General features: G+C 45.2%; 17 protein-coding genes. All 17 read right to left on the bottom strand.

Annotated features, from left to right (window positions below; translation table 11 throughout):
* Positions 1–205: 205 nt before the first annotated feature.
* Positions 206–1,147 (bottom strand): DNA adenine methylase, encoded by a 942-nt coding sequence (locus COT43_12075; protein PIS27175.1) that lies wholly within the window; start codon positions 1,145–1,147, stop codon positions 206–208.
* On the bottom strand, positions 1,138–2,067 hold the full coding sequence (locus COT43_12070) for a restriction endonuclease (protein PIS27174.1): 930 nt from the start codon (positions 2,065–2,067) through the stop codon (positions 1,138–1,140). The genes COT43_12075 and COT43_12070 overlap by 10 nt, the downstream gene beginning before the upstream one ends.
* Positions 2,068–2,183: 116 nt before the next feature.
* Positions 2,184–4,106 carry a selenocysteine-specific translation elongation factor gene (gene selB, locus COT43_12065; protein ID PIS27173.1) on the bottom strand — a complete coding sequence of 641 codons (1,923 nt, stop codon included), beginning with the start codon at positions 4,104–4,106 and terminating at the stop codon, positions 2,184–2,186.
* An 11-nt stretch (positions 4,107–4,117) separates the two neighbouring features.
* Positions 4,118–5,533, bottom strand: a complete 1,416-nt coding sequence (selA, locus tag COT43_12060; protein ID PIS27172.1) for an L-seryl-tRNA(Sec) selenium transferase — start codon at positions 5,531–5,533, stop codon at positions 4,118–4,120.
* A gap of 10 nt (positions 5,534–5,543) precedes the next feature.
* Positions 5,544–7,418, bottom strand: a complete 1,875-nt coding sequence (locus tag COT43_12055) for an ABC transporter ATP-binding protein (protein ID PIS27171.1) — start codon at positions 7,416–7,418, stop codon at positions 5,544–5,546.
* A 1-nt stretch (position 7,419) separates the two neighbouring features.
* Positions 7,420–8,046, bottom strand: a complete 627-nt coding sequence (locus COT43_12050; protein ID PIS27170.1) for a threonylcarbamoyl-AMP synthase — start codon at positions 8,044–8,046, stop codon at positions 7,420–7,422.
* Positions 8,039–8,962, bottom strand: a complete 924-nt coding sequence (locus COT43_12045) for a hypothetical protein (protein ID PIS27169.1) — start codon at positions 8,960–8,962, stop codon at positions 8,039–8,041. The genes COT43_12050 and COT43_12045 overlap by 8 nt, the downstream gene beginning before the upstream one ends.
* A gap of 37 nt (positions 8,963–8,999) precedes the next feature.
* On the bottom strand, positions 9,000–9,440 hold the full coding sequence (locus COT43_12040) for a hypothetical protein (GenBank protein ID PIS27168.1): 441 nt from the start codon (positions 9,438–9,440) through the stop codon (positions 9,000–9,002).
* Positions 9,441–9,442: 2 nt separating this feature from the next.
* Positions 9,443–10,525 carry a 4-hydroxy-3-methylbut-2-en-1-yl diphosphate synthase gene (locus tag COT43_12035; GenBank protein PIS27167.1) on the bottom strand — a complete coding sequence of 361 codons (1,083 nt, stop codon included), beginning with the start codon at positions 10,523–10,525 and terminating at the stop codon, positions 9,443–9,445.
* A gap of 107 nt (positions 10,526–10,632) precedes the next feature.
* Positions 10,633–11,565 carry a hypothetical protein gene (locus tag COT43_12030; GenBank protein ID PIS27166.1) on the bottom strand — a complete coding sequence of 311 codons (933 nt, stop codon included), beginning with the start codon at positions 11,563–11,565 and terminating at the stop codon, positions 10,633–10,635.
* 16 nt (positions 11,566–11,581) lie between these two features.
* Entirely contained in the window at positions 11,582–13,075 is a 1,494-nt protein-coding gene (locus COT43_12025) for a hypothetical protein (GenBank protein ID PIS27165.1), read from the bottom strand.
* Positions 13,076–13,091: 16 nt separating this feature from the next.
* A complete protein-coding gene (locus COT43_12020; protein PIS27164.1) occupies positions 13,092–13,775 on the bottom strand; it encodes a hypothetical protein in 684 nt (227 codons plus the stop codon).
* Between the two features lie 3 nt (positions 13,776–13,778).
* Positions 13,779–14,573, bottom strand: coding sequence for a motility protein A (locus COT43_12015; protein PIS27163.1), 795 nt, complete (start codon positions 14,571–14,573; stop codon positions 13,779–13,781).
* A 10-nt stretch (positions 14,574–14,583) separates the two neighbouring features.
* Positions 14,584–15,927, bottom strand: coding sequence for a hypothetical protein (locus COT43_12010; protein PIS27162.1), 1,344 nt, complete (start codon positions 15,925–15,927; stop codon positions 14,584–14,586).
* A 20-nt stretch (positions 15,928–15,947) separates the two neighbouring features.
* Positions 15,948–16,685: a hypothetical protein gene (locus COT43_12005; protein PIS27161.1), complete on the bottom strand. Its 738-nt coding sequence runs from the start codon at positions 16,683–16,685 to the stop codon at positions 15,948–15,950.
* Positions 16,682–17,461: a hypothetical protein gene (locus COT43_12000; protein PIS27160.1), complete on the bottom strand. Its 780-nt coding sequence runs from the start codon at positions 17,459–17,461 to the stop codon at positions 16,682–16,684. The genes COT43_12005 and COT43_12000 overlap by 4 nt, the downstream gene beginning before the upstream one ends.
* The gene (locus COT43_11995) at positions 17,458–18,417 is read right to left on the bottom strand and encodes a hypothetical protein (protein ID PIS27159.1); all 960 of its coding nucleotides are present in this window, start codon (positions 18,415–18,417) and stop codon (positions 17,458–17,460) included. The genes COT43_12000 and COT43_11995 overlap by 4 nt, the downstream gene beginning before the upstream one ends.
* Positions 18,418–18,625: the final 208 nt, after the last annotated feature.

Raw genomic sequence — 18,625 nt, 5'->3', positions numbered from 1 at the left:
ATTTATGCGCAATTGTTAATTTACTTTGAGGAAATTTTAAAGAATTATGTCTAACTTGTTTATGAGTTTACACACTTTGATTTACACAACCCGTCTTTGAAACTTGCTTCTAAACAACTCTATTGTTAATGCGAAAAGTAATTCATTTATGATCGTTTGGATAATTACGTACCACCAATTCATTTTATTACCTTCCTAACTTTATTTAAAACTCTCGTTTCAATTTTTTCTCTATATACTCCACTCTTTGTTCGAATAATATCATTTGTTCGGCTTTTGGCTGGACATAGGCATTATGTTTTTCGACGTTGGCCTCGTAGTTGAAAACTAATGCCTCAACGATCGATTTCCTGTTTTCGATCTTGCCGCCACCATGATAGAAGTGATCACGCGTTATGATGTTGAACCGATTCCACAGCGAATTGATAAATGGATTAGAACGATAATCGTTGTGATGCCAAGTTGAGAGAATGAACCGCGCAGGCGTTTCAGATAACAGCCCGAAAAGTCTTAATTCATTTTCTTCGTTCCAGCCGCTGAAATAATCCACGTATCTGCCGATGTAAGGCGGATCGCAATAAATGATGTCGTCCGGTCCGGCTTTCAGGATCGTCTGCTCAAACGGTTCCGCCGTAAAAATCCACTCCAGCTGAATCAGGCAGGCCACCTTGTTCACCTGGTTAACGATCTTAGTGATATATGATTTCGAAAAACGTTCCGGTTTCTGGCAAAAGGGAATGTTCCATTTCCCCTTTTTATTAAAACGCATCATCCCATTAAAACCCGCCCGCGAGAGGAACAGGAAATCCAGCGGAGCATGCTGTTCGTTAAAACGGTCTTTTATGAATCGAAAATGAGCGTAGCCCTTATCATCGGCCTCAGCTAATAACTTGCTTTCCCGCTCAAGATATTCACGCACCGACTCCGGTGTGATTTTCCGATCCTTGATTGCCTGATAAAACCGGATGATGTGCGGATTGATGTCGTTCAGCAATGCTTTTTGAAAACCGGAATTAAAAGCCACAACGCCGGTTCCGAAAAATGGCTCGATCCACCGGCCTTTGACTTCTGGCACTAAAAGTTGAATCCAGGGAACCAGTTTGGTTTTTATACCCTGACTTTTAATTGGTGGAACGATTATTCGCATTGTTGCTCGTTGTTATTTTTCTTTTTGGTTTTAACCGGAACGATCTTTGTCTTATCGCTATGCTTGAAATCAAGGAAATCTTCGATAGATCGGATTGGTTTGACCTTTCCTTTCATTTTCATCTTGAGCAAACCATAATTCATCCAATATTCATCGAACCATTCTTCGCCAAGTTTGGCGAAAATGCCATTGCCTTTGATTATATCATCGATGAAAGTTATTGAACCGATATTAGCGGTATTACCTGAGCCTTGTTTGTCGCTCGCCAATTGCCATTTTTCACAAACAAAGAATTGAAAATCTCTGACAACCGATGTAATCGATCGAAGATTTTCAACTGGAGTTACACGGTATCGATTTGATGTGACTTGATAATCGGTTTCTTCAATCTCTTTAACGCGGAATATTTCAGTTTCGTCCAAATCACTTATTGATGTTCTAGTGTATATCGCTCCCAGACAGAAATGCCCCAGATAGTCAGAGTAGGGAAATTGGATGTTCTTGGTCGAACTTCTTTCTCTGAAATAAGCGCCGTGACTTCCTAAAGTAAAACCATTGACGTGTCCCGGAAATTCGGGATCACGATAAGTTGCCTTTAAATCAACGGCAAATTTTACGGTTTGGTTGCTATGTTGGACGAAACTAAGGTCGGGATACCAGTTTTGATGTTCCGCTAAAACGATTGAATAGCCATTATCCTGAGCAAATTGAAGGATACGAGGAAACAAGTGAATTTCCAGAATTTTTGATACAATTTTAGTATCCGAACTGATCGTGTAAATATTCTTGAATATGTCGATAAATCCCTTAACTGTCCATTGGCCATCTTCTCCGGAAACATAATTTCCAAGTCCTTTGACGAATTCTGTTAATGCGATTGAAAAGTTTTCTTTCTCGATCAGGCGTTCTTTTTTATTCATTATACTTCCTCACATTCGATCATAACAATCATTTCACCAACATATTAAGCAATAGCTTCACTTTTGTCAAGACAAAGTACATTGATTTTTTAAATCACATCCTCGTATCTGAACTCTCACTCTTTCAACTTCCTCACATCTCCCTCCCGCCGCGTGAGTCCGGTCCGGTCAAAATAATTCAGCAAAGGAATTACCCATTTGCGGGAAGTACCGAGCAGTTCTTTCAGTTCGGCGACGGTTGCCTCGCCTTTTTCATCGAGATAACCGGCGATCAGATTGCGCCCCTTTCCGATCGTTTCTGAATGGAACGCCAGATTCTTTTCGGGGATGACGATCTTTCCGGCGTCGGTCAGATAGGCGAACAGCGGCTCGGCTTCATCTTCCGGCAGGTTCAATTTTTTCCGGATTTCGGTCAGATCGGGCGGCATAAATCCGCCGGCGATCAGCGCCGACTCGATCTGTTGGATCAATTCCGATTGTTTTCCGGAAAGAACCGGCGAGAAACCTCTCAGCCGCCATTTATCGCCGGAAACCGCAATTTTATTTTCATCTTTAAGTTCATTTGTCAGCCAATCAGCCATCTCATCGGAGATTTTTACCTCCTCAAGAAGGCTCGCTTTCGATTGACCGGAGAGGATCGGATTCTTCTGATGAAATTGCGACAAAATTTCGATCAGGCGTTTTTTCATTGCCGGGATTTCTGAAAGCGAAATGTAACCGGTTTTGATCGAAACGATCTTTTGTCTGTCGGAAAGTAACCGCAGTAGGTTCAAAGCCGAACTTTCGGAAACCGAAAGTCTCTGCGCGACGTCGAAAGATGAGAAAAGTATGCCGGGATGGAACGAAAAGAGGTTTTCGGCACAGAAAAGCAGGTCGTCGGCGATGAGTTTCCCGATCCGATCCGCTTTTACGGACTCTTTTTTTCGCAGAGGTTCGGGGAAAACTTCGAGAACCGTCGCGCCGCCGATCGTCGCCACCGGCGAATAACTACGCAGAATCAGCCGGTCGTGGAATCCGACCGAAATTTCTTCGTCGAAGAGGATTTGCGCAATGCACGACTCGTCCGGCAGGAGTTCGTCTTTGCCGATTGGCCGGATTTTGGCGATGAATTCGCCGGTTCCAAGGTGAACGCGGACGACGGAATTGTATTTCAGCGGCGATGCGGACGGCAGAAGTCCGATTTGGCATGTCGTCAGCCGCTTCGGTTGGAAATATCCGGGCGTCGCGAGGAAGTAGCCGCGCTTCAGATCGTCCTTATCGACATTCTGCAGGTTGATTGCAGCGCGCTGACCTACGCTAATCCTATCTGTTTGCTTTCCATGCGACTGGATGCCGCGGACTTTCGTCCAAATCTTCAGCGGCGCGATTTCCACTTCGTCTCCGACGTGTAATTCTCCCGAGATGACCGAACCAGTGACGACCGTTCCATAACCTTTGACGATAAAAGCGCGATCAATAGGCAGACGAAACAGGTCGCTCGTGCTTTTCCGTTCGAACTGTCCCGCTTTTTGTAAGATCGCTTCCTTTAGTTCAGGAATTCCGGCACCTGTGACAGTGGAAACGCAAAGAATCGGTTCGTTTTCGAGGAACGTTCCCCGGACGAATTGCCGGACATCTTCAAGGATCATTTCCAGCCAATCAGAATTGACGAGATCGATCTTGTTGACAACAATCAGTCCGGAGCGGATGCCAATTAGTTTGAGGATTTCTACATGTTCGCGGGTCTGTGGCATGATGCCGTCATCTGCGGCAATGACGAGAAGCGCCAGATCGACGGTATTCGCGCCGGTGACCATGTTCTTGATGAACTTTTCATGGCCGGGAACGTCGATGAATGCGATATTTTCATTCAGAAACGCAAAGCCGATGTCGATGGTCATGCCACGGCGTTGTTCTTCTTCGAGCCGGTCGGGATCGACACCGGTCAACGCTTTTAAAAGCGATGATTTGCCATGATCGATATGTCCGGCGGTTCCGAAAATGACCGGTCTTTGCCCCGTGACAAATTCATCGGGCATTTTCTGGTTTTCCGTTAACATAAAAGGAAAATTTAAAGCGACATGCCGATGGTTCGGATCGCATCTAAAATTGCCGGAAGATCTGCAGACGACACGGCTTTCAGGTCGAGATAGAATTCTTCGGACTTCGTGTATCCGATGACCGGCGGGCGATTCTTCCGGAACAGGCCAGCCAGTCGGACGACAGAGATTTTTTTCGGTGAAAAGACGATCGCCGCGCTGGGAATCGTCTCGGTCGGCAATGAACCACTTCCCGCTTCGACGACGGTTTCGAGAACCGAGATTCCGAGGTCATTCACAAGTATCTTCGGCAAATTATGAACGATCTTTTCCGCCTCGCCGAGTAAAATATGGCTGTCGCGCGCGAGTAGTCGGTAGGTTTGAATGCGTTTCTCCGGCTCCGAAAGTAAATAGCGTTTCAGCGTCGCACAGAGAAGCACGAAAGTTGTTTTATCACACCGGACGATGCGCATCAGCGGATTTTTTCGAAGGAGGAGAATCGATTTTTTCTTCCCGACGATGATTCCGCACTGCGGTCCGCCAAGAAGTTTATCGCCGCTGAACGTCACTAAATCGACACCCGCTTCGATAAATTCTGGTACGACGAGTTCCGCCGGAAGTCCGACTTTCCTGATGTCAAATAACGCACCACTGCCGATGTCGAAAATCACCGGAATGCCGTGTTCATGCGCCAATTTGACGACTTTTCCCGGTTCGGGTCGAGTCGTAAATCCCTGAATTTTGTAATTGGACGGATGCGCGAGGATAATTGCGCCGGTTCTTGTACCAATCGCGCTTTCATAATCGCTCATGTATGTTCTGTTAGTCGTCCCGACTTCGACCATTTTCACGCCGCTCTTTTTCATGATTTCGGGAAGGCGGAAAGAACCGCCAATTTCGATTAATTCACCGCGCGAGACGATGACTTCCTTGCGGTTTGCCAGCGAATTCAGCGCCAGAAAGACAGCCGCGGCATTGTTATTCACAACAGCGGATGATTCCGCGCCGGTGAGTAACTTCAGATAATCATCCGCCAGATCGAGTCGTTCGCCGCGCTTGTCTGCATTTAGGTCAAATTCGAGATTGGAGAAACCCGAAAGAATCTCAGCGGTTTCCAAAAGGATTTCATTGCCGAATGGCGCGCGTCCCAGACCGGTATGCAGGACAATTCCGGTCGCATTGATCACTTTTTTCAGTGGAAGCGATAAAAGTTTTTCGCTTTTCGATCTCAACCGGCAGAGAACCTCCTCAATGGCACTTTGCCTGTCTTTCAAGGAGATTTGTTTCCTAACGATGTCGGCTCGGAGCCATTCGATTTCGAACCGAATCAGCCTTATCAGAATCTCCGGCTTGAATTCAGTGAGTTCGGTGGCAATTAAGTCGGCAACGGATTGAACGGACGGCAGAATTTTCCAGTCGAAAGGAAGTTTGGATTTTGTTCTGGTCATGTTGACTGTTTCAGTCGTGCAGATGATTAGTCTGGTGATTCACGAACTGCGTTTCGTAGAAATAACGGTAAAGAGAGTCTTCCTTTTTCACCAGTTCGTCGTGCGTGCCGGTCTCGTAGATCTTTCTCTTTTCCAGAACGATGATCTTGTTGGCGTTCTGGATCGTCGAGAGTCGATGCGCGATGACCAAAACCGTCCGGTCTTTCATAAGCTGTTCGATAGCTGCCTGAACTTTTTGTTCTGATTCGGAATCGAGCGACGAAGTTGCCTCGTCAAGGATAAGGATCGGCGGGTTTTTAAGCAATGCGCGGGCGATTGCGAGACGTTGGCGCTCGCCTCCGGAAAGCCGCAGGCCTTTATCGCCAATCATGGTTTCGAACTTATCCGGGAAAAGATTGATGAATTCCAGTGCGTTTGCGGCGTCAGCGGCGGCGATGACTTTCTCCGGATCGGTATCTCCGAGACCGTAAGCTATGTTGTTAAATATCGTGTCGTTAAACAGGATCGTTTGCTGTGTGACGATTCCCATCAGTGACCGGAGCGAACTGAAAGTGATGTCGCGGATGTCGATTCCGTCTATTTGTACGGAACCGCCGACAGGATCGTAAAAGCGCGGCAGAAGATCAGCCAGCGTCGATTTCCCGGCGCCGCTATGTCCGACAATGGCGACGATTTCGCCCTTTCTGATCGTCATATTTACATCGGAAAGCACCTCGTGGGACGTTTGCGGATATATGAAGCGAACATGATCATAGCGGATTTCCCGATGAAAGCCATCGAGAACTTGTGCATTTGATTTTTCGACGACATCAGGTTTCTCATCCAAAATCGAATAAATTCGAATAGTCGAAGCGATTGCTTCCTGAATGTCCGTATTAACGTTGTTCAGGCTTTTGATCGGCGTCATCAGCGCAAAAAGCATGATGATGAACCGAACGAAATCTTCCGCTTCGATTCCGCTTCCGGCGAGCACGTGGCTACCTCCGAACCAGAGTAGAGAAATGCCGATGATGACGCTGAAGAACTCATTGATCGGCGTCGAGACGATTTTCAGTTTCCTGCGTTTGAACAGCAGTTGAAAATACTTCTCGGTTTCGCGGAAGAAGCGCATCTTCTCGAAATTCTCCATGGAGAATGCCTTGATGACGCGAATTCCGTGAAGTGTTTCATCAAGAATCGCCATAATCCCGGCAATCTGCTTGGAGGTGCGAATCGACTTTCGCCGAACGCTCTGCCCAATCTTGGAAATCGCGATAAATGTAAGTGGCAGAATGATGACGGCAAAAAGGCTCAACTTCCATGAAATGATAAACAGAAGCGTCATGAATGTGAGAATGTTGATCGGCTCGACGAGAAGTTTATCGAAGCTGACTGAAAGGGAATTCCGTACTGTCGAAACGTCATTTAGTACAATGGACGAAATTTCTCCCCCCCGTTTTCGTTGAAAAAATGAGAGAGAAAGGTTATGCAAATGTTCGTAAAGCCTGTTTCGCAGGTCGCGCACCGCTTTCAACTGCACCCAGCTGATACAGACATTTTTAATGTAAAAGAAGATATTTTTGAGTATAAATGTCAAGAAGATCGTTAGACATAACATTCTAAGAGTTTTAACCGGTTCGTCCCTTAAGATCAATTTATTTGTCAATGCTTTTAGTTTGTCATTGGCATTGAGTTTAACGGGAATTGTTGGTTCAACAACCTCTTTTCGGGAATCCGACTGCTGTTCGACGGTCTGTGTTTTTGGAAAAAGTACGTTGACAAACGAAGCGGTAAGCCAGACCGAGGCGCTGTTGAACAGGACAAACATAAGTGACGCAAGAATACCGACTGTGAGCGTTTTCCAGTAGGGTTTAACCATTTTCAGAATGCGAAAATAAAGTTTCATTCTATTCACACCTTTGGGCTATTTCATCGGCGCTTACCGCGCCCGCACGAAGAATCGAAAAACTGTCTGATAAAATCCTGACGACCGTCGAAGGAATCTGGCTCGAAGAATCCGACGACTTCAACACAATTGACACGGAGTTGCCGAAATACCGAACGACATCTTCGGCATTTTCCGCAGGCTTTTCACCGGACGGATTTGCGCTGGTCGTTGTAATCGGATTCGGGAACTGGCGTAATATCCGGTTCAAAGGCTCCATGTCTATGACGCGAACGCCGACAAAGCCTTCATCCATGAATTGTTCGGGGAAATTCCGGTTTTTCACAGGCAAAACAAGCGTTACCCGTCCGGGTATGAGCGAACGAACCGACTTCCGTTGGTAGTTGTTTAGGTTTGGAAAATCTTTTAGTAATCGTTCCACATCCGAATATAAGATACTTATTGCTTTTTGGGAAGACCTGCCTTTCAACCGAATAAGATTACCGACCGCGGATGAATTGAAAACATCCACGCCCAATCCGCAGATCGTGTCGGTCGGATAAGCGATGATCTGCCCATCGGACAATGCCGACAGAATCGCCGCGATTTGCGATTCAGAAGCGGAATCAATTGAGATGATTTCAGTCATCGTTAACTAACAATTCTTTTGGCGGTTTGGTTTTCCACCGGCGATGGAACCAGTAGTATTGCTCGGGATGTCGGCAAATTTCTTCTTGAAAATAATTTGTGATAGCTTGCGTTAAGCTTTGAATCGGATCGCCTGACTCCTGACTTATGTCTTTCACCTGTAATTCTTTTAACCGAATTACATATTTACCGTTGGCGTCCATTAGGCAGGTTCCAAGAATTATTGGGCACTTGAGTTTCGTGGCAAAAAGAGCCGGACCGCGAAAGGTTGAAGCCCATTGATCGAAAAACCGAACAAATATCCCGTTCCTCCCGGCATCCTGATCCGAGACCATAAAGAGTATATTTCCTTCTTTGGCGAATTTCCACATTTTCAGCGATTGACGTTTGGTCTTGGAGAATAGGTAAACTCCATTCATTGAGCGCGTCCGGAAAATTAGTCCATGCGTAAGCGGATTATTGAGTTTTTTTGCGATAGCGCCGATCGGATAACCTTTCCGCGCGAACCAATCGCCAAACACCTCCCAGTTTCCCAGATGATACAAAACAATGAGCGCTCCTTTTCCCTGTTTCAGCGCCGAATCCAAAACGGATTGATCTTCGTTTCGGACATACCGGAAAAACAAAGAATCCGGAAAATGAAAAACCGGAATTAGATCAAAGTAAACTTTGGTAAAGTGTACGTAGTTAAGGCGGGCGATCCGATGGCGCCAAGCGCAGGTTGATTCGGGAAATGCTCGTTTCAGATTATTCAGGACGATTTTCTTCCGGAATGGAATAAAATAATAGGCAAACGTACCAACAAATTCTGCGAACGTTTGACGAGAACGGATCGATAACGGTGCCAGAATCCGCTCAAGTAATCGAAGACCCAGATACTCGATCCAAAATTGCACCGATATTTTTGATTTTATCATGGGAAACAGTAACGATCAGATTAGCCCGCGCCGGGATTTATTCGTACACTTCCTTGAAGATGTCCAGAAGCGTTCTTTTTTTTGTTTCGTGTTTACCGGCGGCATAAATCAGCGCGTCTAAAAACGGTTTTTCTCGGTTGAAATCGTTCTGATAAAAGACATCAATCCAATAAATGAACTCTTCCTTTTTGGTTTCATCCATTCCACTGAACATATCGAACAACGGGTCGGTAAACTTTTTTTTGAACTGATCGGAGTATTTTTTCTCTTTCTTAGATTCTTCGAGATGGCACTGAATTTCATAAGTCCGATAGAGGTAAGCGTGAAGGAATACTTTCTTTTCGGAGAGATTGAGCGCGCGCCAATAGAGATTTTGACCGTAGGATGTATAATCCATATCGGTTATTTTCAGCGAGTCTTGTCCAAATAAGAAACTGCAGAACAATAACAGAAAAAATAGGATCTGAATTTTTTTCATGGTTAATTCTCCTCGGTAGTATCATGTATGAATCGTTCGATCTCCTCCATCAGACGATCGACAGCAGAAGATTCCGGGATTTTCTCGATAATCTCGCCCTTGCGGAACAGGAGCGCCTCTCCTTTTCCCGAAGCGATTCCGACATCGGCAGTTCTAGCCTCTCCCGGTCCGTTGACGATACAACCCATGACGGCGACGGTGATATTTTCCCGGATGTTTTTTGTGCGCTCTTCGACCTCCCTAACGATTTTCATTAGATCTACCTCAGTTCGTCCACACGTCGGACACGAAATGATATTTACGCCGCGCCGAACGATGGAAAGCGACTTTAAAATTTGAAACCCGACTCGAACTTCTTCCTCCGGTTTTGCGGTCAGCGAAACTCGTAACGTATCACCGATTCCTTCGGAAAGAAGTGTCCCAATACCAATGGCGGATTTAATTGTTCCCTGCCATTGCGGTCCGGCTTCAGTTACACCAAGATGAAGCGGGAAGTCATATTTCTCGGAAAATAAGCGGTTCGCCAGAATCATTAGCCGAACATCCGACGATTTGAGTGCAACAACAATGTCCTGAAAGTCATTTTCTAAGCAAATATCGATATGCCGTTTTGCGCTTTCGAGCATGGCTTCCGGCGTCGGATAACCGTACTTTTCCAGTAAATCCTTTTCGAGCGAACCGGAATTGACGCCTAATCGGATCGGGATGTGCGCGGCTTTGGCTTTTTTAAGGACTTCGGCCACGCGCTCTTTACCGCCGATGTTGCCGGGATTGATTCGAACTTTATCGACACCCGCGTCAATCGCCTCTAAGGCAAGTTTGTAATTGAAATGAATATCCGCAACGAGCGGAATCGTCATGTGTTTTTTAATTTCAGGAAGAGTGGCAACCGCACGTTCATCCGGGACTGTGATTCTTAAAATCTGGCAACCTGCATCCTGAAGTTGCTCGATTTCGGGAAGAATCGATTGGAGATCGTGCGTTTTGGAAATGGTCATGGATTGGACGGTGATCGGAGCACCGCCACCAATTGGTACGTTTCCAGCAAGGACTTGACGTGTTATTTTTCTTGGATAAGAAATCATCTTAGTTTCAAGTTAATATCCAGCAGTTTATTACACAAATAAAAGTTCTGTTTATGGAAAAAGCCCCTGGGTCAAGGGGCTTTTCACATTCCTTTTGAAAGAGAGATTTATTCGATAAAATCGGCATCCATAAAATCTTCGAGTCTAAATCGCCCTTCTTTCTCTAATTCGCGCGCTTTGTCGACGATTTTTTTCTGTGCGGCTTCGACTTTTCTACGCGGTTGAGGCCCATCCAGTAACTGCATCTCGTCCTGAAGAATGATTTGTGTCCTTTGCGGAAGCGAACTCATAAAGAACTCTTTTATTTCATCCGGTTGACCCTTTAGGGCATAGGCAACTTCCGAGGCCTCGACGGATTTCAGGACATCGCTGACAACCGTCTGCGGCAGTTTGGTCATGTCGTCAAAGGTAAAATAGAAATGTTTAACCTGTTGAACGAGTTCCGGCGCTTCTTTCTCCAGATGTTCGAGAAAACGTCTTTCATCCTTTGGCGCCATCTGACTCAGAATTCCGGCAACATTTTCCCCGCCGCCGCGTGAATATTCCGAAGCGCGCGGCAAAAACGAGGCTTTTTCCTTCAGTTCGTTTGCGATACTGACGACGCCTTCTAATGGTATATCGCCAATGTGTCCGATTTCCGCCATGACTCTCGGTTGCGTAGGGGGCGGAAGGGCTTGCAAAATTTTAATCTGTCTATCCACGCTCAATTGAGCAACCGTTAATGCCATGATAACGGGCGATTCAGCGGCAATCAACGAGATAATTTGATTATCGCTCAAATCATTCAGATACTCGAACGGCTTTTTAGTCTCTTCGCCAGCAGGCGTGAATTTTTCCGTGACAAAACTGAAATAAAATTCCTCAAGCACCGCTTTTTTCACGTCAAACGGTACGCTGGCAATGGAAGCCATGTGTTGTCGAATTTTCTGGAGTTGACTTTTATTCAACCCCTTAAACATCTGAAGAGCCAGATTCGCACCAAGCGTCTTAAAAAGTATCGCGGCTTTATCTAGCCCGGTCAGGTCTTTATATTCCGTCATTAATTCATTCCTCCTTCTATTCGGCTTCCGTCTGTTCCGATTTAATGTCGCCGCTCAACCAGTCATTGATAATGCGCGAAGCCGTGTCGGGTTGACCGACACTCATTGAAATGACAGACTGTTTAATCCCTCTCATTTCCTCTTTTTGAGCCTCAATATCGACAGGTTCTTCAGCAACTTTTGGTTCGGGAATCGGAATTGTCGGTTGCGCATAAATCGGTGTGGGTGCGGCGACGACTTCCGGAGCCGGTTTTTCTATGATTTGTGGCGCAGGTGGAACCGGACGAGGACCCATCGGAATTTTTGTGCCATATCCCCATTCGATCTCCTGCCGCTTTGCCTGATTTCGACGTGATATCAAAATGATGAAAAGAAGGATCAAAATCAATAATGCCGCAATTCCCGCCGCAATTAAAACGCCCATATTTTTGAGGCGAGTCATGATAGGTGGCGTCGTTTCGAGCGCACCCAGTTCGACTTCCTGAAGACGGCGGTTACTGTCGCGAAGTTGATCTTTCAGATTAGCAAGTTCCTGTTCGCGAGCTGTCGTCGCTTTCTCAGTTTCTTGCCGCTGTTCATCGGTAAGTTGCGGTGTTTGTAGCTGTGCTTTTAGGTCTGCGATCTCTTTTTTTAAATCTTCCATGCGAAGTGAATCGCGAACGACGACCTGCTTTTCGGCACGCCGCTGTTGTTCAATACGACCAAAATGTTCAGTTTCCTTTTGTCTTCTGTCGATATCGTCGATTTTTTCAGCAATATTTTTCAGGATGATTGCTTCAGCGCCGTCGGTCTCTTTTTTCTTCTTGAAATTCGCCGTCATCACGCTAATAACATCACCGCGCGAACGATCATAGTGCGACGCGATGTTGACAACCTGCCTGATGTTTTCGATCACATCCGGAGTCACGCCATCTTCAACAATGATACTTATCTGTTGCCGCTTGATGATGGGAATCGAAATGGATTGTTTATCAACGGTGGTCGGTACCATTTCGGATCCCAGTGTTTCTGTCGATTCCTGACTTTCAGAAGGTTCTTCAACGTTTTCATCTGTACCAAAAATTAGTTCCTGCGCCGGTTGATTACTGGGTGTTTCGGTAAACGTCTCTTGCGGAATTTCAAAACCGGGCAAAGGCAGAGAATAGGTTTGTTTAGCCGGTTTTTTCGACGTTGCACTCATATCCGCAGGTGTTTGCGAACTCTTGGCACCAGTTTTCGCTTTCTCTTTGGCAACAGACTGGCTGGATTTAGCACCCGCCCGTGATTGCATAATCATCTGCGTTTCTTCGATGGGTGTGAATTCGATATCCACGTTTACATCGACAACGAACTTCGCATCATCAAGAAGTTTATCCAGCGCGTCGGTAATTCTATCCCGAAGGCTATTTTCGACGAGTAGTTTTTGCGATAGGTAGGAAACCTGATTGTCCTGCGCAAACAGAAAAGTCAGTAATAGACCTATCGTCGCAAAAACTATTTTTTTTATTATCAGGTTATCATTTCTTGCCATAACCTTTTCCCCTTATTTATCCTACTGTTAGAAAAAAAATCTCGACTCTTCGATTTTGAGATTTTTTCTCAATTGTTGAATTTGCCTCTTCGACTGTTTTCCCGGCAGAACGCGGTCTTGTGTCGGAATATCCGACCGCCTGAAACCGGTTCGGCGGGATTCCGCGACCTGAAAAATAGCGAACAACCTGTGCCGATCTCGCCGCCGAAAGTTCCCAATTGGATGGATACATTTGCGATTGGATCGGATCGCTATCCGTATGTCCTTCGATCGCAATTGGAAAGATGGATTTGCGGATCATAATATCTAATTTATCGAGAATCGGAAAAATGCTCGGGTTTAAGTCAGCGCTACCCGATTGAAAAGAAATTTCACTGGGGATTTTGATGCAGACGCCGCGTGCACTCGTTTCTACCTGAATAACATCTTTCAGTTTTTCCTCTTCAATGACATTTACAACTTCTTTAAAAATCTCCGTGAGAGTGTAGGTCTTTGCCTTAGGGCTAGGACCGCCGAGCACATTGCCAACAGAACTACCAAACTGCTCCAACTTAACCGGATCGAGTTTGGACATCGAAAATAGAAGTACAAAAAAGGTCATCAGCAGAGTCATCATATCCGCATAGGTTGTTAACCAAGGCTCTTCTTCGTCTTTTCCATCTAACGATTTGATTTTTTTTCTTTTCTCTTCTTCAGCCATCAGTTATTTCTTTTCCTCAAGTCGCTTCCAATCGCGCGGTCTTAAATAGGAATTCAGTTTTTCACGAACAATTAGAGGATGTTTCCGGGCTTGTAGTAAAAGCGCTCCTTCAATCAACATGCTCTGCATTAAGTTATGTCGTTGAACTCGGGTTTCAAATTTCACTGCCATCGGATTAAAAATCAGATTGGCGAGAATCGTGCCGTAAAACGTCGTGATAATAGCGGCTCCCATTCCGGCGCCCAGAGTCTTCATTGGATCAGCTCCAGACGCGGAAATTTCGGCCATTCCAAATAGCATCACGACCAAACCGATAAGTGTTCCAACCATTCCAAATGCCGGCGAATATTTGCCCATTGTTCTCAATACATTCGCTTCGCCTTTTTCACGCAATGTCCTGTTTTCAATTCGCGTCTCGAGAATATCACGAATTTCATCGGGATTATACCCGTCGATGACCATCTGAAGCGCATCTCGAAGGAATGGATTTCTAATATCAGACATTGACTTTTCGAGATCATGTATGCTTTTCCTGGCAATAGGAGCGAGATTGACGATCGTCTCTACCTCTTCCGGCAGGTTAATTTTCTCTTTTTTAAAAACAATCAAAATGGATTTAACTAAACTAAGCACGTCATTAAGCGAGAAACTGATCAACGTCGCCGCAAGTGAACCTCCGCCGACGATGAGCAAACTCGGCAAATCGGCGAACATGCTGAAATTGGGCGTCAGTAGAAAAATTCCCCAAATGATAAGTCCGGTTCCGATAATTACTCCCAGTATTGTAGCTATATCCATAGTTTAAACCTTACTCCTTTACATTTTGTCCGCCGGCGCTTCGTAGTCTGTTCTCATTCATCGCTCGTAAAATATTCCGCACATCGTCGTATTCCGGATCGATGCGAAGCGCAAGATTCCAGTTAATCGTCGCCCGATCGATATCTCCAAGTTTGTAATAAATCGATCCTCGCCGCGCATAGGCTAACGCCAGATTCGGATTAAGTTCTATCGCATTTTCCACTTCGACAAGCGCTTCTCTGTAATCGTTGGAATAAAAATATTGGAGAGACTTTGACAAATGTTTCAATGCCAGATTGATATTTTGCTCCATCGCATGTTTGGCAAGTTTAACAGTCCGAACAGAATCCTCCAACATATTGGTTTTCTGACGAAGATTGGCAACCTGGCTGGTTAAATATTTAATCTCTGTTTCATAGATATTCAGCGAGTCGCGCAACTTGGCGATCTCAAAATCTGCCGCCTTGAGCGTTGAATCGAGACGCGCCGCAAATTGTTCTTCCAAATCTAGCACCATTTTCGAACCTTCATCGACCATTCCCTCCAGCATTTTCTTCCGTGCCTGTTCCGGCTTGATGCGCGGAATCCGGAAATCGAGACCGACGCTGATACTGGGCGCTTCCCGAACGTTTGCGGCGTCGAAATTCTTCGCGCCGAAATTATACAGATATGTCACATTGTTGATGCTAAAATTCAGATGGTAATCTAACGCTATGGGAATTCGAATGCCGATGTTCACGCTACCGCCGTCAAATTCACCGATCAGATCAACGCCGCCTTGCTTCGCCATCATGTTCGTGTGCATCAAAATTCCAGCAAAAACACCAGCTGTCGTACTGGAATCATCGCCGAAAGATGTTGCCAATCCGCCGGTTCCAAATCCCATGTAGGTAAAAAGGCTGTTCTTTCCAAATTGTTTTTCATTAGCAATGACCCCGAAGATTGACAGCGTCTGCGTATCCATGTTCAATTTTTTCTCGCCCTGTTTGAGAACCAGATCGTGGATGCCCGCCGAAAAGCTGATATCGCCATAAGTAAAAAGCCGCTGTTGCAGATGAAAACCGAACTCGACCGGTTTTTCACCAACAATTCCTTGCACGGAAGTAAATCCGATCTTGAACGAGTTAGTCAGGTCTGCTTCAAAAAAAACACCCTTGGTAAATAAAGAGTCGGCGAAACCGTAAACATCTGTGGTAAAACCGGTTCGGAAAATATAAGGAGTGCGATAGATACTGCTGGTCGGTATCTTAATCATGTAGCCGGGATGAGAGAATCCGACGCGTGTGACCTGCGCGCTGGAAATCCCAACAGCGAGAAGGATAACCAGACCTATTAATTTTGATCGTCTTATCATTTGACTCAACTCCGTTTGTCTCACTCTTTCTGTTTTAATCGCTTCAGTTCGAGTTCGGATAATTTGGCTCGTGGACTATTGGGAAACCGCTTCAAAAGCCTATTAAAAAACGCCTCCGCAAGTTTGGTCTCGCCGGCCTTTTGATAGATCACCGCCGAAGCAAACAGCGCGTCATCCAACCACTCGGACAATGGATATTCTACCACTTTTTTAAAATATTCCAGCGCGAGATACTCATCGCCCAGTTCGACATAACAGTTCCCAATCCAATAATAAACATCGCCAAGCATCTCGGAAGAAACGTCTGAGGACATCGTTTTTTGCAGGTAATCGACAGCAACCATAAAATTTTTATGGTTGAAAGCGTCCAAACCCTTTCGGAAGTATTTTTGACCGTCCTTGTGGGAGTATATTTTCGCCGGATACGAAAATGGGGCATAAGGCGATTGAAACAACCGGTTTTGTAATGCGATAACCAATTTTTTCAACGAATCCTGTTCCGCTTTCAAATTGTCCGAATCTGCTCTAAATCGTGAAAAAGCCAACGAAAGGGAGTCTAATTGGTTCTGTAAATGAACCAAACTGAGGTTAGCAACGCCTTTCCCGAAGATAGGGGGAGACTCCCTCGCTGGCTCTATAGCGATTCCGAGATCATATAACTGCGTCGCTTTGCGTGCGGTTACCGTTGAATCGGGTTCAATCGGAAGCAAATTTATTGGCATGGCTATCATTAGTAAAATAATTTTCGAAATTCTCAAAATTTTTCCTGAGTCGTCAAATACTGTTTGGCTTTGGGTACGAGTTCACTGGATGGGAATTGTTTCTCTAACAGCTTAAACGAAGCAACCGCCTTGTCCTTTTTCCCCATTTTCAGATAACTCATACCGATTTTAAAAAGTGCGGCATCCGATTTATTACTATCACCGAGCCCGGCTACTTTTTGAAACGCGGCAACTGCTGAAAAATAGTCGTCAAGTGAATAGTAACACTCACCAATCCAGTACTGACAATTATCGGCAAGCGAATGCGTCGTGCTGATTGATAGAAGATTTAAAAAGCCATCGATTGCGCCCTTATAATTACGATCAAAATACAGATTCAGCGCAGTGTTATAGTCTTCCCTGTAATCCGTATCGTCAAGCGGCAACGGCGTCGCTTCCGAAGAATCTACGGGCGTATCCAAATCCTGAATCGTTTTAACCACCTCTTGAGACACCTTTTTCTCATCTTCGTAAGCCTTCAGAATGGCTTTTAAATTCGCAATCTCATCCTGTTTAGCTTTCATAGAATCAGCTAAACTTTGATTATGGGATTTGATGTCTTCCATCTCGGTTTTCAGATCATTCAATTCGGCTTCCTGAATAGTTAATGCCGATTTCAGGTCAAGGACTTCGACGGATTTCTGTTCGACTTCCGATCGTTTTTGCTCAAGTTCTTTATTCACGTCTGGTTTTGTCTGCGATTTTTGTGCGCGAAGCGATGTCATCGACGCCAACAGAACAAAACAGAGAGTGAGGATTGATCGATTTTTCACTTGTACTGCTCCCACTCGATGGAATAGGAATATCCGATGAAAGCGCCAAACGCTTTCGGAACGATGAGCTGAAAAGTTCCAGATGCTCCCGGAAGAAGCGAATTGTTTGTCGTGATTCCGGAGCCTTCAAAAGTATAGTAACTGCCTTCGATAAAAGCCGTTCTGGTCTCGGTTTCACCGCTCCAGTTCTTTCGGAAAACGAAGTTGATCTTAACAAAATCGGCGCGCCGGCTACCAATGTTTTTCACTTCACCTGTGAAAATCGTGTTCCCCGTACGATCCTTACTTTCTTTCACATTTCCAATCAATACACAATTAGCAACTCTGGAAGGCGAGTCTGTCAATTTAGATGGCTCGCTCATTTGCGAAGTATAAGTCGGAGGAACAGTCTGAGAAATGGGCGAACTTGATTTAATATCCACGGCAACTTCATCGGGCAAATATTGATCGGTCGGTTTTTCCGGAACATTCGTGATAACGCGAACAATATTCGGTTTTTCCAGGACGATATATCCGATAACCGTTTCGATTTTCACGATTTTGTCATCTTGATAGATGATTTTCCCGAAAAATGACGAACCGTTGTCCATCACAATTTCCTTATCATACATGGAAAGTGGATTCATCCACATCTGACTTTTGGATTGGATTTCCTTAAGCCCATTCTGAAGATGTTTGACCTCTGCGGCAAGTTTCTTGACTTCAAAAGTCAATTCATTGATGACATAATTCTGGTCTGTTGGCGTTAACTGAGTTGGCGCTATTGCAGTCCGTTTCTGCGTCTCTCTGCCTAATAGCGCGCCGTTGCGACTCGATGTGTCCGATACTGCGGAAGAGGATTCTACTTTATCCTGCGCCGCCGCTTTTTCTTTGGCATCTTTTTTGGTTCCGAACAAACCACATCCATTCAGAAATGCCAAAAGCACTAAAAAGAGGAAAAAAAATTTTGCTTTCATAATCCCGCACCTTCGGGTAAATGGTGTCCATCCGTTCAAATAAATCGTTTTATAACAATTTGGCGTTGCATTCAGGAAAAATATATATTTTCTCCGACTATAATGTCAAGGAAAAAATTCAGATAATCCGCCAGTTATACCAATGATTTAAATGATTAATTGAAGTTTTCCTCCTTTTTCTGTCGTTTTGACCTGTTTCATCAGTGGA

It is taken from the genome of Candidatus Marinimicrobia bacterium CG08_land_8_20_14_0_20_45_22 (assembly GCA_002774355.1).
GTDB lineage: Bacteria > Fidelibacterota > UBA2242 > UBA2242 > UBA2242 > 0-14-0-20-45-22.
This window is presented reverse-complemented; position numbering and strand designations above follow the sequence as displayed.